The 12,915-nt window shown below is 48.4% G+C and carries 16 protein-coding genes; 8 read left to right on the top strand and 8 right to left on the bottom strand.

Annotated elements, in window-relative coordinates:
• Positions 1 to 40 precede the first annotated feature (40 nt).
• Together AT705_RS07330 and AT705_RS07325 are read left to right on the top strand one after the other, a co-directional pair.
• On the top strand, positions 41 to 916 hold the full coding sequence (locus AT705_RS07330) for a transporter substrate-binding domain-containing protein (protein WP_167551980.1): 876 nt from the start codon (positions 41 to 43) through the stop codon (positions 914 to 916).
• A complete protein-coding gene (locus AT705_RS07325) occupies positions 861 to 1,754 on the top strand; it encodes a peptidylprolyl isomerase (protein ID WP_058796089.1) in 894 nt (297 codons plus the stop codon). Before AT705_RS07330 ends, AT705_RS07325 begins: the two co-directional genes overlap by 56 nt.
• On the opposite strand, the gene queF is transcribed toward AT705_RS07325, so the two are convergent.
• Positions 1,741 to 2,586 carry an NADPH-dependent 7-cyano-7-deazaguanine reductase QueF gene (queF, locus tag AT705_RS07320; protein WP_058796088.1) on the bottom strand — a complete coding sequence of 282 codons (846 nt, stop codon included), beginning with the start codon at positions 2,584 to 2,586 and terminating at the stop codon, positions 1,741 to 1,743. The two genes, AT705_RS07325 and queF, sit on opposite strands and share 14 nt — an antisense overlap.
• A 61-nt stretch (positions 2,587 to 2,647) precedes the next feature.
• Here queF and syd point away from each other — a divergent pair, with 61 nt between their 5' ends.
• Positions 2,648 to 3,193 carry a SecY-interacting protein gene (syd, locus tag AT705_RS07315; RefSeq protein ID WP_058797924.1) on the top strand — a complete coding sequence of 182 codons (546 nt, stop codon included), beginning with the start codon at positions 2,648 to 2,650 and terminating at the stop codon, positions 3,191 to 3,193.
• Positions 3,194 to 3,230: 37 nt separating this feature from the next.
• On the opposite strand, the gene AT705_RS07310 is transcribed toward syd, so the two are convergent.
• From AT705_RS07310 to AT705_RS07300, 3 genes are all read right to left on the bottom strand, one after another.
• Positions 3,231 to 4,004 carry a Zn-ribbon-containing protein gene (locus AT705_RS07310; protein ID WP_010382776.1) on the bottom strand — a complete coding sequence of 258 codons (774 nt, stop codon included), beginning with the start codon at positions 4,002 to 4,004 and terminating at the stop codon, positions 3,231 to 3,233.
• Position 4,005: 1 nt separating this feature from the next.
• Entirely contained in the window at positions 4,006 to 4,281 is a 276-nt protein-coding gene (locus tag AT705_RS07305; protein WP_058796087.1) for a hypothetical protein, read from the bottom strand.
• Between the two features lie 180 nt (positions 4,282 to 4,461).
• The gene (locus tag AT705_RS07300) at positions 4,462 to 4,689 is read right to left on the bottom strand and encodes a DUF2789 domain-containing protein (RefSeq protein WP_058796086.1); all 228 of its coding nucleotides are present in this window, start codon (positions 4,687 to 4,689) and stop codon (positions 4,462 to 4,464) included.
• A 103-nt stretch (positions 4,690 to 4,792) separates the two neighbouring features.
• Here AT705_RS07300 and AT705_RS07295 point away from each other — a divergent pair, with 103 nt between their 5' ends.
• The gene (locus tag AT705_RS07295) at positions 4,793 to 5,449 is read left to right on the top strand and encodes a GNAT family N-acetyltransferase (protein ID WP_058796085.1); all 657 of its coding nucleotides are present in this window, start codon (positions 4,793 to 4,795) and stop codon (positions 5,447 to 5,449) included.
• Positions 5,450 to 6,644: 1,195 nt separating this feature from the next.
• On the opposite strand, the gene AT705_RS07290 is transcribed toward AT705_RS07295, so the two are convergent.
• Both AT705_RS07290 and AT705_RS07285 read right to left on the bottom strand, forming a co-directional pair.
• The gene (locus AT705_RS07290; protein WP_049864923.1) at positions 6,645 to 6,947 is read right to left on the bottom strand and encodes a DUF3301 domain-containing protein; all 303 of its coding nucleotides are present in this window, start codon (positions 6,945 to 6,947) and stop codon (positions 6,645 to 6,647) included.
• Positions 6,944 to 7,975, bottom strand: a complete 1,032-nt coding sequence (locus tag AT705_RS07285) for a DUF3549 family protein (protein ID WP_058796084.1) — start codon at positions 7,973 to 7,975, stop codon at positions 6,944 to 6,946. Before AT705_RS07285 ends, AT705_RS07290 begins: the two co-directional genes overlap by 4 nt.
• A gap of 134 nt (positions 7,976 to 8,109) precedes the next feature.
• On the opposite strand from AT705_RS07285, the gene AT705_RS07280 reads away from it, so the two are divergent.
• The 3 genes from AT705_RS07280 to AT705_RS07270 are packed head-to-tail and all read left to right on the top strand — an operon-like array spanning position 8,110 to position 9,605.
• The gene (locus tag AT705_RS07280; protein ID WP_058796083.1) at positions 8,110 to 8,421 is read left to right on the top strand and encodes a YqcC family protein; all 312 of its coding nucleotides are present in this window, start codon (positions 8,110 to 8,112) and stop codon (positions 8,419 to 8,421) included.
• 6 nt (positions 8,422 to 8,427) lie between these two features.
• The gene (truC, locus tag AT705_RS07275) at positions 8,428 to 9,162 is read left to right on the top strand and encodes a tRNA pseudouridine(65) synthase TruC (protein ID WP_058796082.1); all 735 of its coding nucleotides are present in this window, start codon (positions 8,428 to 8,430) and stop codon (positions 9,160 to 9,162) included.
• On the top strand, positions 9,162 to 9,605 hold the full coding sequence (locus tag AT705_RS07270; protein WP_058796081.1) for a flavodoxin domain-containing protein: 444 nt from the start codon (positions 9,162 to 9,164) through the stop codon (positions 9,603 to 9,605). Before truC ends, AT705_RS07270 begins: the two co-directional genes overlap by 1 nt.
• Before the next feature lie 57 nt (positions 9,606 to 9,662).
• On the opposite strand, the gene AT705_RS07265 is transcribed toward AT705_RS07270, so the two are convergent.
• Positions 9,663 to 11,225, bottom strand: coding sequence for a lytic transglycosylase (locus AT705_RS07265; protein ID WP_058796080.1), 1,563 nt, complete (start codon positions 11,223 to 11,225; stop codon positions 9,663 to 9,665).
• 102 nt (positions 11,226 to 11,327) lie between these two features.
• On the bottom strand, positions 11,328 to 12,107 hold the full coding sequence (gene gloB / locus AT705_RS07260; protein WP_058796079.1) for a hydroxyacylglutathione hydrolase: 780 nt from the start codon (positions 12,105 to 12,107) through the stop codon (positions 11,328 to 11,330).
• Between the two features lie 51 nt (positions 12,108 to 12,158).
• Between gloB and AT705_RS07255 the strand changes: the two genes are divergently transcribed.
• Entirely contained in the window at positions 12,159 to 12,911 is a 753-nt protein-coding gene (locus AT705_RS07255) for a class I SAM-dependent methyltransferase (RefSeq protein ID WP_058796078.1), read from the top strand.
• Positions 12,912 to 12,915 lie beyond the last annotated feature (4 nt).

Raw genomic sequence — 12,915 nt, 5'->3', positions numbered from 1 at the left:
TTTTTTGTTGCTATTGATGCTTTGTATCTGTGGCTCAGCCATGGCTTCTCGTGCTATTGCGCCGCTTGAGATCCGTGTCACTGCGGGCGCCAATCCTTATGTGACTGAGTTGCTGGCACTGGCACTGTCTTATCAGCCCAGGCCTGTTACATTTAAGCCGATAGTTGGGATCCCGACACAGAGTCGGGCATTGCGTTTGCTCGGCAAACCATCGGGCATTGATGTGTTTTGGTCTGTGACTAGCAAGGCGCGTGAGCAGCAGGCACTGGCTGTGCGGATCCCCTTGGTTAAAGGTTTGCTGGGCTATCGCGTGTTGTTCATTGCTGCCAGCCGGGCGGCGGACTTTGTGGATATTAAGCATTGGGGGCAGTTGCAGCCTTTGTTGTTTGGGCTGCGTCATGACTGGCCTGACAGAGCTGTGTTCGAACGCAATGGGTTACAGGTGGTGGCTTTTCACGATACAGAAAAGGCCATGACTATGCTCAGTAACAAACGCCTGGATGTCGTGCCGTTGGATATTCTGGCTGCCAATGACTTTCCTTCACGCACTGATATTATGGTGCAACCCAGTCTATTAATTATCTATCCATCAGCAGTTTATCTGTTTGTCGATAAAACCAATATCCAGCTCCGTGATTTGTTGCAAGCGGGTCTTGAGCAAGCGATTGTGGATGGCTGTTTTGAGCAGCTATTTCGTCGCCATTTCGCGGATCAGCTGACACAACTCGATTTGGCTGGGCGCACTCATCTGCGCTTGCCGAATCCAACTTTGTCTGCCGAGACGCCTTTGTCACGCAGCGAATTGTGGTATCAACCAGGAACATATAATGACAATAATAATACGCAAAGTAACAGCAAGGATGAGCACAGCAGCGCTGTTGCTTCTCACACTCACTGCCTGTCAGGCAACCGATAAACTGGCGCAATCTGATAGTGTTGATGTGCTTCAGGCGGCACCAGCCCCTGCTGACATCATTGCACAGGCAGACGATGCCGATTGGCGGTCGGTGCCATTGGAGCACATCCTTAAGATCACTTTGCCAACCGGGCCGGTTTATGTCGAACTGAACCCGCAGCTGGCGCCCGGCCATGTGAAAAATATTAAAGCGCTGGCGCGAGAGGGCTTTTACCGTGACCTGACTATGTATCGCTTTGTTGAAGGTTTTGTTGCACAGGGTGGCGATCAGAGCAACGAGAAACGCCCGCTCAAGGGGTCAAAAAGTATTCCGGCTGAACTTTTCCTGGCAACAGCAGAGCCTCAGGAGATCACACCTTTAAACCTAGTCGATGGCTATGCACCTCGGACCGGGTTCTTAAACGGGTTTGCCGTAGCACAAAACGACAAGGGGACTCGTACCTGGCAGACACATTGCCCGGGCACTTTTGCGATGGCGCGACAAAACAGTGCTGATAGCGGTGGCAGTGAGTTCTATTTCACATTAACAGCACAACGGTATCTGGATTTAAATACCACGGTCTTTGGCCGAGTGTTAGCCGGTATGGAGCATGTGCAACGATTGCACCGAAAGCCTGCAGCCAACCAGCCTTTTAACCCCATTCTTAGCGTTGAGGTATTGGCGGATATTCAGAGTACCGACAAGCAACGTTTTCGAGTGTTTAATACCCATAGTCGCGCATTTCGGGCTTTGATTGCGGCGCGCAAAAATCGCCCTGAAGCCTGGTTTTTACACCAGGCCAATCACACCGATGTTTGCGCTGTCAGTGTGCCGATTGAGGCGTTTACTGACGATTGATCCGAACATTAAAGGTGGTCTGATCTTGTTCGGTTGAGCGGAACGGATTGATATCCAGGCCACCACGACGTGTATAACGTGCATACACTTCCAGCTTGGCGGGATTGAGTGCGTGCAGCAGATCGCAGTAGATGCGCTCTACACATTGTTCGTGAAACTCGTTGTGGTCACGAAATGAGATCAGGTAACGCAGCAATGATTCACGACAAACCTTTGCTCCTTCATAGCGGATAACGATACTTGCCCAGTCTGGCTGAGAGGTGATCAGACAGTTAGATTTTAACAGGTGGCTGTGCAGGGTTTCACTCACTTGCTGGTCACTTTCCTGAGTCAATAAGCCATCGCGTGGGCTGTAATCATCCACAGTAATGTCTAATTCATCAATACACTCTCCCGGCAGGGCTGAAAATGGCAGGCAGTTGTGGTCATCAGGGCCGTATAAAGTCACTGTAACATCGCACTGGGCCGCTTTGGAGAGATCCTGCTGTAGTGTGTCACGTACCACGTCAAAGCTTGCGAATTGACTCTGATTGAAGCTGTTCAGATAGAGTTTAAATGACTTAGACTCGATAATATGGCTGCTCTGGCAAGGGAACACAAAGCGCGCGATGGCCACCTGGGGTTTACCTTTTGTATTCAGCCAGGACAGCTCATAACCATGCCAGATATCTTCACCAAAAAATGGTAATGCCTGCTCATCAACTGCTATCTGATCACGATTAAGCTTGCGCGCGATAGGATGAAGCAAGCTCGGCTCGTACTGACTGGCGTATTCGGTGGTTTTACCCAACACAGAGGCTTTTAACTCCGGGGCGTTATTGTAGTCTGTCATGTTGATCCATTAGTAGTTACAATGGCCCAGATTATAGCGAATAATGAGCGAAAATAGCAGTATGAGCGTGAGCACTTTGATCCTCGAACTTCATGATAAATTTGCCAACTCGGTACAGCAGACCCACGGTCACTGGCCATTGATCGAGCATGACGCACAATGGCCCAGCCCGTGCGAAGCCGGTGAGCCAAGAGGCGATGGCCTGATTGCCTGGCAAGCCGTGTCCAGAAATCCGGGCGGTGATTTGACTGCATTGGCCAATGCGTTGGAAACTCAGTTTAGCCCTGAGTTAAATGCGTTTTATGGCACGGCGTATGGTGGCAATATTGTGGCTACGCTGGATGGAGAAGAGATTGAACTGCTGCAGGCCTGGAATGAAGAAGATTTCGAGCGCTTACAACAGAATATCACCGGGCATATGTTAATGAAGCGCCGCCTGAAGCAAGCTGATACCGTTTTTATTGGTTTGACTGCGCACGAAGATGTCTTAATCACAGTGCAACTCAGTACGGGTGAAGTATGTCTTGAACGCGTGGGTAAGACGCCACATATAGTGCTGGCGCCCAGTCTGAGTGCGTTTCTGGCTCAGCTGATCTCGCAGTTTTAATTTATAACAAGAGATGGCCAGGCCATCTCTTGTGTCTTTACTGGAAATCCCAGGAAATATTGGAAACCAGTTCACAGGCATCACATTTGAAATCGAAAATGCCAAACCAGGGCTCATCTAACGCCCAATGTGCGCCGCAGCTCGGACACAAGCGAGCTTTTTCCTGTGCCAGACTTTCTCCCCCAACCCGATACAAGTAATAATAAACCGGCTTTTTGGTGAGATAACGGATCCGTTTACTGAGATCCAGGCCTCGTCGGGTGAGATCACTGTCCAGGCTGGTCAACTCATTGAGGGCGGCAAACTCGCAGCGTGTTGCACCATTAATTTGGATCTGATCACAGGCCTGCCAGTCTTCTTGCCATTTTATCAGTGCTTTATAATCGCCATTGGCAATGGCCGGGATCTTGTACAGGGGCACTGGCTGAAAATCATCACCACAATACAATGGACTGCAGGTGTGTACATAGGTTGTATAGAGAATATAGCTGGACGGGGACTGGCATTGATCAGCGCCATTGGCATGAATATCCTGACCTATTACTTTGACTTTAGGTGCTAACAATCCTGCCTGCTGGAGTTGATCAATGGCGTGCTTAACGAATGGGCTGTGATGCAGAGGGTGCAGTGCATCTTCAAGAGGACACATCACCCGGGTGATAAAAAAGCCTTCTTTTAAAACGGTGGGAAATTCATCCCCAATGATTTGGCCGTTAAAACGCAACGCGTTAACCACTCGGTTGATAGCCTGCTCTGCTTGCTCAAGCGTGGTGTCCTGATAACAGTCAAAAGTGAGATCAACAACGAACATCTTAGCGAGACTCCAGAAGAGCGAGCAATTTATCCAGTTTAGCCTCGATGCGATCTAACTGAGTCTGTGCGCTGTCTTGTTCAGGCGACTGGGTACTCTGGTTTGGCTGTTCGTCTAGTGCTGAGAGCAGATCGGGGTTATTTTTATAAGCTGTTAGTCCCGCAATGATCAAGGGCATTGCTACGGGCTCAGCCAGTTTGGCTTTGGTGGTGGCAACGGTAGGGGTTTTGCCTTGCGCAACGAGTGCGGCAATTGCGTTCAAAACTGCGGGGTGCATAAAGCGGCCTCTGGAAATTAAAACTCAGCGCATTGTATCACCTAAGTTGCCACAACATCACCAGTAAAAAGATGCAGCTCGTGTTTGTGAGGTGGCATATAGCGCTTTGCAATGACATATGTGTTTAGCACAGCACGTTTTGGATATAACTCCAGTTATCGCAAGTGTGGTCAGCTTTGTTTAACGTAATCTTGCATCCAGCTCATCGATTATTTCACTCCAGTCAGCATCTTCTCTGAGTGACTCTTCAATGAAGTGCTTCTGTCCTTGGTTCCAAAATGGGGCTTCTGCCAAAAGCATATCGCTGGGCAGTGTGTGCTGACTAAAAAATGACTTTATGCCTGCATCACTGTTGTCTAATCCAAGCTGAGCAAATAAGTTTTTTAGGTTATGTGCACTGGTATCCATATGCCCTCTGGTTGTTTAAAAAGTACGCTATAACTATAGTAGATTTACCACACCGACAAGTAAAAATTGTCGATAATCACAACAAAAAACACAAGGACTTACCATGACAAACTCGACGACCAATGCGCAGCTAACCATTAAACATTTATCCCCGGAAGACAGTAGGGTGGCAGCCAGCCTGTTATACAGAGCCTACCATGATGACAAGTTATTCAAAGATGTGCTGGGTGGGGCGGATGAACAAACTTATGAATCACGACTACGAGCTTTGATCCGCGAGGAGTTGTCCTGCTTCGGTCAGTCTGCTCAACCCTTAATTGGTCTCTACCAGGAAGAAGACTTGCTGGCGATTGCCTGTGTATTTGAAGCTCAGACAGAGCTGCAAGCATCGCGACGCTGGGACTGGCGTTTGCGGTTAATGATGAGTGCTGGATATTTGCAAACTCAGCAATTAATAGACAAAGAAAAAACCATACGAGAGGCACTGGCGGATTGTGGACATTATTATTTTCTTTCGTTTATTGCCGTAGAGCCACACTATCAGGGTCAGGGACTGGGACATCATTTATTGGATGCACTGGACGAATTAGTTAAAGAAAATCCCCTGGCCAGTGGTCTCGGGGTATTTGTGTCTGAGGCCGAACAGAACTTCTTTTTTAGCCAGCATGGTTATGAAAAACTTCAGGTTTTAACCTTCAAATCAGTACAGGGTGAACTGCTGTTTAAAACTCGAACCGCCATTATGGAAAAAAGCCTGTGAGACTTTTCTCACATTAATGTAGGTCAAGGCGTTTTAGTACCGGTGTTTTAGCCCTCCTTATCGTGTTAAGTTATTGAAATTAAATGTCCTTATGATTGTTTCAAGAAGGTGACGAAAAAAAGTGTGAGAAAAAGCGTCTTTCCCATTATTCAGGATTGCGTAAACTTAATCGTGTTCAAGGACGGAAGGACATCGGTGCCAGGAACGGGTGAAGCGGACAGAGTCTGGATGGCTCAGGAAACATCAGGAAGATGTTTAACAGTGGAAGTTAGGAGCGCTTAGGATAAGCGAAGTGGACAGAGTCAGGACGGCTCAGGAAACATCAGGAAGATGTTTAACAGTGGAAGTCAGGAGCGCTTAGGATAAGCGACGTGGACAGAGTCAGGATGGCTCAGGAAACATCAGGAAGATGTTTAACAGTGGAAGTCAGGAGCGCTTAGGATAAGCGAAGTGGACAGAGTCAGGATGGCTCAGGAAACATCAGGAAGATGTTTAACAGTGGAAGTCAGGAGCGCTTAGGATAAGCGAAGTGGACAGAGTCAGGACGGCTCAGGAAACATCAGGAAGATGTTTAACAGTGGAAGTCAGGAGCGCTTAGGATAAGCGAAGTGGACAGAGTCAGGACGGCTCAGGAAACATCAGGAAGATGTTTAACAGTGGAAGTTAGGAGCGCTTAGGATAAGCGAAGTGGACAGAGTCAAGGGAGACTTAGAAACATCAGGATGATGTTTGACAGTGGAAGTTAGGAGCGCTTAGGATAAGCGAAGTGGACAAGGTCAGGATGGCTTAGGACACAAAAAGGACGTTGTTTATAAAAGGAATAGGGAAGACAAGTCGAGCGGTGTGACAGAGCTTACACAAGCCGACAAAGGATGTGCTTGGATGCGGTAAGGATATCTACAGGATGTAACCTATCGGATGAAGTCAGGGAAGAAGATCGGGTATGTCGGGATGTATACCCGTTCAGGGGATGATGAAGCTTGGCGGCTTGCTAGTTTGTTGTAGGCAGAGGTATTGGATACCTCCCAGGAAATTCGTCAGATTGGGGCGTAGCACAAGGGTTACGCCTTGGTTTTTTGCGTTGTCAACGCACACTTCAAAACCACTCTTTAATTTCAACTCTCACCAAATACTAAAGAAATCATTTTTGACCCTTCGAAAAAGCACACTTTGATCTGTCACCCGACTATGGAAGTTACAGCATGCGGTGAGGTGGTACATCCATTTTTTTCAGGCGCAGGTTCTCAAGGTGCATAGTGCCGGTGTATGCACTTTGCTGATCTGAACTGAATTCAAAGGCAAATTGGCTTTTTATTCCCAGTTTTCCGTTACTCAGTACACCGAGCCTGCGTTTTACACAGGCAACACTGAGCAACTGAACATTGAGCTTTTCTGCTTGTCCTACAGCGTGTTGTTGTGCCGCTTCTGCAATCTGACGGCCAAACCAAAAGAACGCAATGACTGCGCCAATAAGAATAAAAAGCCAAAGAGTGATCATCGTTTAAATAGCCTGCCTATTGCTCTGGACAGTGTTTCACTGCGATTTTCTGTTCTAAGTAGAGCTAAGACATGTGGGCGCAATGTTGGAATTGCAACCAGGTCGGCGAAAATGCTTTCAAATAAGCCATCTACTTCAGTGTTATGCGCTGCACTGTCCATGAGCCTAATGAGTCTGGTTGAGTCTGTCAGTGTTTCCCAACAGCGTCCGGTAATGGTGAGTTGCAGATCGGCCTGTGCAGCCAGTGGTGAGTCTAATATAGTATCAACAGCGTCAGCGATGAGCCCGAGACTATGGCTACCCGATAATGCTCTGAGGTGATTGGTACACGCTGTTAAATCTTGATCGTTCACGGCTTGTTTCAGGCCACCTAATAAGTGCTCGGTTAGCTCAACACCAATGGCAACATGTTCTAACATGGCCGCCAGAGGCGACTGAACTTCCTTGGGTAATTGTGACCAGTGGGTCTTGAGATTGTTTTGGTTGTTACCATGCTCCAGGCGCATGGCTAAGTCAGCCAGACCTTGTACTGCTAGGTTTTGCCACTGATCCAAGCCCATTTTTCCAGCGATATAGAGCTCAGCATATTCATAGTATTGCGAGGCAGGTCGCTTGAGTTCTGTTTTCAGTAATGCATTAAATGCGGCCAGTTTATTGGCATTGGGTGCATAGACATAGGGGTTGTTATCCAGTTTACCTTGCGCCGCTTCGCCGGTGAGCTGAGTGCCTAAGGCTTCGATGACCATAGAGGCAAAGTGGTCACGGCTGGCTGCAACCAGTTTACTCTGTTCATCCAGTGGTAACTTTAAAAACCACACATAGGGGTCCTGCGTGGCCTGATTATCCCAGAACTGAATCGCTAATAATGCATGGCCCGCGAGTGGATAAGGGTAGGGCACCTGAGTGGTTTCTATCTGCGCAAACTGCTTTTTATCGATTTTGGTTATGCGACGGCCAATATCATAGGCGCGCCATTGGGTGCCTGCTGAAGTTAGTAGTTCACCTAAAGTCGTAATTTGCGCTGTCATTTTCATCTCACTTAATTGCGTTGAAGCGCGATTATAACTTTATTCTTGGTGACTGATAAGGGTGACCATAAAGATACAAACGCCCGGCTTGGATCGGGTATAATGGGGCTTTTGTATTTGTCTGAGGAAGCACTATGGATCACCCAGTTTGGCAACTGCTTGAAGAACTCGAGCACACGTTGCGCCAGGCTAAACTTTGGCAGGCAGAGCCAGTTTCGGAACAGGCGTTACAGTCTACTCAGCCATTTTGCTGCGATACGTTACGGTTTGAGCAATGGTTGCAGTTTGTTTTTATCGTAAAGATGCGTACCTTGTTGCGAAACGGCGCATCTTTACCTGCTAATATGGCCATTGCGCCGATGGCAGAAGTCAACTTCGCACAACATCCCCAGTTTAAATCATTGCTGAGTGTGTTACAGCGCCTAGACTCAGCTGTTTCGGAGTAGGCCTGGATGTTAGAGATCATTTATCAGGATGAACATTATGTGGCTATCAATAAACCATCAGGCTTGCTGGTTCATCGCTCCTTTTTAGACAAGCGTGAAACGCAGTTTGCGATGCAGATGCTCAGGGATCAGCTGGGGCAGCATGTGTTCCCAGTGCACAGACTTGACCGGCCGACTTCCGGCGTTTTGTTGTTTGCGCTGAGCTCCGAGGCTGCGCGCGATATGAATCAGATTTTCATCGACGGCACGGTACAAAAGCGCTACTTGGCTTTGGTGCGTGGCTTTGCGCCGCAAGATGTTTATGTTGATAAACCTTTGAAAGAGCAGCTTGATAAAATTGCTGATAAGTTTGCTAATCAGGATAAAGCGCCACAGGAAGCACAAACTCAGTTCAACTGTTTGCATCAGGCAACGCTCAATATACCGTTGGGGAAATATCCCAGTATTCGTTACTCTCTCGTCGAGTGTTTTCCAAAAACGGGTCGTAAACATCAGATCCGCCGCCACCTTAATCACCTTAATCACCCGATAATAGGTGACGTGAATCATGGTGATAACAAGCAAAACCACTTTTTTCAGGGGCATTTTGGTATTCGTCGTTTGATGTTATTTGCAACTGAGCTAAAGTTTTTGCATCCTTATAGTCAACAACCCATCACCATTCGCGCCAGTCTGGGAGAAGAAATGTTGAACCTATGCAAGCAACTGGGCTGGCCAGACACAGAAAAGGACTATCTATAATGGCATCCATTACGCTTTTTGTTGGTTCAGTATTTGGCAATGCAGAAAATTTAGCCTCTGAGGTTAAAAACGACATTGAACAGCAAGGGCATAGCGCAGTGATCGCCGAAGCACCCACGCTCGAGCAGGTCAAATCAGCGGATAATTTACTCTTTATTTCCTCAACAACCGGACAAGGCGATATCCCGGAAAATCTGCTATCCTTAGTTTTGCAAATGCAAAGTCAGTTTCCCATGCTGACGGGGAAAACCGTAGGGGTTGTTGCGTTGGGCGACAGTAGTTACGGTGACACCTTTTGTGGTGCCGGGCGTCAGATAGATGCGCTAGTTCAGGAGCTCAATGCGACAGTGACAGAGCCCAGGCTGGATGTGGATGCGTGTGAGCATTTTGAGCCTTATGAGGCGGTCGCCCCTTGGCTACAGAAATGGTTGCAACACCTGTGATAAAGGCGTGATACCTGGAGCCAGTAAAAAAGCCGCTGTTGTCAGCGGCTTTTAACGCTATGACCGTTTGACATCAACGGTCAGTTTCAGCTTTTGACCTGGGTAGAGGTACTTCTGACCCGCAAGCTTGTTCCACTTTACGATTTCACTAACAGTGAGGTTAAACTTGGCTGCTATCCGTGCCAGGGAGTCTCCTTTACGCACCTTATAGGTAATGGTGCGTTCGGTTGTGTTTTCGACGGGCTGAGTGGCACTCTGTTCCTGATAAATGGTGAGTTTTTGCCCCAGCTTAAGCACTGCGTTGGCTTTAAGCTTGTTCCATTTGGCAAGCTGCGTCACGGTGACGTCATACTCACGGCTGATATCCCATAAGGTATCGCCACTGGTGACTGTATGAGTTTTTTTGTTACGTGTTGCTTTGTTCGCAGCGCTGCGCACGGCATCTGGTAAATGCTCGCTTTGTAACTCGCCGTCGCTCAGTGGGACCAGCAGTTTCTGCCCAACCCGGATCATATGTGAATCAAGCTTATTCAGTGAACGGATCGCACTGGTGCTGGTGGAAAACTTCTTGGCAATTACCGACAAACTATCCCCGCGCGCAACGGTGTAGTATTGCCAGCGCAGACGATCTTTGACTGGTGTACTGGCAAGGCGGGTTTGAAATGCTTCGATTTTATCTGCTGGCAGCAACAGGGTATGTGGCCCATTCGGATCGGTGGCCCAACGGTTAAAACCCGGGTTCAGACGGTAAAGCTCCGTGAGCGACATGTCGGCCATTTCGGCGGCTAACGCTAAATCGATTTGTGATCCTACTTCGACGGTATCAACCACTTGTGCATTGATGATCTTGTTCCATTTGACATTAAACTCATCCTGACGCTTTAACAGATCTGACAGAGCAAGCAATTTAGGCACATAGGCTGTGGTTTCACGTGGCAAATCTAAAGACCAGAAATCGGTTGGCAAATGCTTCTTACGATTCTTCCGGATCGCCTTGAGCAACCGTCCCTCTCCTGAGTTATAGGCCGCTATGGCATTAAGCCAGTCACCTTCGAGTGTTTTGTGCAGGTAGGTGAGATATTCCAGCGCGGCGCGAGTTGACTGAACGATGTCGCGACGACCGTCATACCACCAGTTTTGCTTAAGGTCGAACCGCTCTCCGGTTTGCGGCATAAACTGCCAGATCCCAGACGCGCTGCGGTGAGAATAACCGAACGGATCGAACGCACTTTCTACGATTGGCAGCAGTGCAATTTCAATCGGCATTTCGCGTTTCTCTACTTCTTCCACAATATAGTAGAGGTAGGGTTCAGCGCGCTTCGAAATTCGATCCAGGTATGCCTGATGGCGCTGATAGTAGTTTCGTTCTGCCACAACGGGGCGGTTTTGTGGTACGTCAATAGACAACTGATAGCGGATCCGCTCCCAGACGTCGTCGAACACAGGTGGTGGCTCATCGGCTTCCACGGGTTCCTGAATGGCACTCATCAGAGTGTCGCTGATTTCAGCTGGACTGGCGTGATCCAGTTGTTCGGCTTGTTCAATTGTGGGGCTGTCGAACGTGGTTTGACAACCGCTCAACAGTGCTGATACTAACAGCAGCAAGAGAGGCTTTTTCATAAAACTCGGTCATTGATCCATTGTCGGGGTACGGTGCCGCAGAAAATCCACAGCTAAAACCCGTCAATGTTAACTGTTTAGTTGTAAAAATTAAAGCAGTGCCTAAAAATTATCCTTCCATTGCCTGAGCACGGCAAACCTTTGCCAGTCTTCATCACAGTCAGTTTGTAACTCAGATGGTACAGTATCGAGCATATGCGGCAGGTTTGCCCGCATAAAAGGGTTGATGCTTAACTCACGTGCGATGGTGGTCGGCAAGGTCGGTAGTGCTTGTGCGCGTTGTTTCTGGCCCCACTCCTGCCATGTAGTAATGTCGATATTGTCTGGCTCTACCGCAGCGGCAAAAGCCAGATTAGCCTGCGTATATTCATGCGTGCAGTAAATTTTACACTCGGGAGGGAGCTGGGCAAGGGTTTGCATCGCGCGCCACATCTGTGCCGGAGTACCTTCAAATAAACGACCACAGCCTGCACTGAATAAGGTATCTCCGGTAAATGCCAGCTCAGTGCCCAGGTAGCAGATGTGGTCCAGTGTATGCCCCGGAGTATGAGCTATGGTAAAGTCTAGTCCGGCAATGACGACCTTACCACCGTCGTTTAAAGGGTGTGTGATACCACCAAATGGCGTATTTTTGGGGCCATAGACGGGCAGGTTGCCATAGTGTGCCTGCAAAGGTGCGATGCCATCGGTATGATCCCAGTGATAGTGCGTGACTAAGATGCCTGCCAGCTGTTTGTGTTGTGCTGTGGCGAATTCAATAACGGGCTCACTTTGTCCGGGATCCACAACCCACATTAAATTGCTATCAGACGGACATATTGCCCAGATATAATTATCATTGTAGGCCTTGATGGGGTGGATTTGCACTGCGACTTGCGCCATAACTCATTGCTCTATAAAGTGAAGGTGTAATAAGTATAGCGAGTGCGTATCATGAAACCAGCTCTAAGTTTTCAGCGAGGGCCGAAACCCTACCAGTGGCAGGACTTTCCACATGGAGATTATGTGCGCGCAAGCATAGAAAGGCGGATGGCCCATTGGCTACCTCGAATGTTTGGCTATCATATGCTCAAGCTGGGCTGCCTGAGTGGTCAGCTGGATACGTCACACAGCCCTATCAGTCATCAGATTTGTGTTGCGCCAGAGGGGGGACATGTTGGCGTGTTTGCAGAAGTCGATGAGTTACCCTTTTATGAACACAGTGTAGATGCCTGCATTCTCAGCCAATGTCTGGAGTATCATTCTGATCCTCATCATATTTTACGAGAGGCACACCGAACACTGATCCCGGGTGGGTATATCGTGATTAGCGGGTTTAATCCATTTAGTTTGTGTGGACTTGCGCATTTGCTGCCATTTAGCAAAGAAAAGCTGCCCTGGTCGGGACGCTTTTTTACCCCGTCCAGAGTTAAGGACTGGCTGGATCTGCTGGGATTTGAAATTCTTGCTGATGAGCGATTCGTCCATGCCTCACTGGCAAGGGGCTCACGGTTGTCGCGTTTTGCGCCCTGGCGACGTTTTTGTCGTCATTACATGAAGCCGATGGGCAGTGTCTATTTGCTGGTGGCCCGAAAACGGGTCGCGCCTTTAACGCCGATTAAACCCAAGTGGCATGCGCGCCCTAAATGGACGCCCGCGGTAAAAGGTGCGCGACTAAAGCATAGCCGTAATCAGGAGCAAAGTTAATCGG

Origin of the sequence: Pseudoalteromonas rubra, from assembly GCF_001482385.1 — a bacterium.
Lineage (GTDB): Bacteria > Pseudomonadota > Gammaproteobacteria > Enterobacterales > Alteromonadaceae > Pseudoalteromonas > Pseudoalteromonas ardens.
Note: the sequence above shows the minus strand (reverse complement) of the source record. Positions and strands in the feature narration are given on the sequence as shown.

Coding starts and splice junctions, on each gene's coding strand:
- syd (WP_058797924.1), top strand. CDS start 2,648: ATGAGCGTGAGCACTTTGATCCTCGAACTTCATGATAAATTTGCCAAC.
- AT705_RS07310 (WP_010382776.1), bottom strand. CDS start 4,004: ATGTTCGTTGTTGATCTCACTTTTGACTGTTATCAGGACACCACGCTT.
- AT705_RS07265 (WP_058796080.1), bottom strand. CDS start 11,225: ATGAAAAAGCCTCTCTTGCTGCTGTTAGTATCAGCACTGTTGAGCGGT.
- AT705_RS07305 (WP_058796087.1), bottom strand. CDS start 4,281: ATGCACCCCGCAGTTTTGAACGCAATTGCCGCACTCGTTGCGCAAGGC.
- AT705_RS07300 (WP_058796086.1), bottom strand. CDS start 4,689: ATGGATACCAGTGCACATAACCTAAAAAACTTATTTGCTCAGCTTGGA.
- AT705_RS07290 (WP_049864923.1), bottom strand. CDS start 6,947: ATGATCACTCTTTGGCTTTTTATTCTTATTGGCGCAGTCATTGCGTTC.
- truC (WP_058796082.1), top strand. CDS start 8,428: ATGTTAGAGATCATTTATCAGGATGAACATTATGTGGCTATCAATAAA.
- AT705_RS07325 (WP_058796089.1), top strand. CDS start 861: ATGAGCACAGCAGCGCTGTTGCTTCTCACACTCACTGCCTGTCAGGCA.
- AT705_RS07280 (WP_058796083.1), top strand. CDS start 8,110: ATGGATCACCCAGTTTGGCAACTGCTTGAAGAACTCGAGCACACGTTG.
- gloB (WP_058796079.1), bottom strand. CDS start 12,107: ATGGCGCAAGTCGCAGTGCAAATCCACCCCATCAAGGCCTACAATGAT.
- AT705_RS07330 (WP_167551980.1), top strand. CDS start 41: ATGGCTTCTCGTGCTATTGCGCCGCTTGAGATCCGTGTCACTGCGGGC.
- AT705_RS07270 (WP_058796081.1), top strand. CDS start 9,162: ATGGCATCCATTACGCTTTTTGTTGGTTCAGTATTTGGCAATGCAGAA.
- AT705_RS07285 (WP_058796084.1), bottom strand. CDS start 7,975: ATGACAGCGCAAATTACGACTTTAGGTGAACTACTAACTTCAGCAGGC.
- AT705_RS07255 (WP_058796078.1), top strand. CDS start 12,159: ATGAAACCAGCTCTAAGTTTTCAGCGAGGGCCGAAACCCTACCAGTGG.
- AT705_RS07295 (WP_058796085.1), top strand. CDS start 4,793: ATGACAAACTCGACGACCAATGCGCAGCTAACCATTAAACATTTATCC.
- queF (WP_058796088.1), bottom strand. CDS start 2,586: ATGACAGACTACAATAACGCCCCGGAGTTAAAAGCCTCTGTGTTGGGT.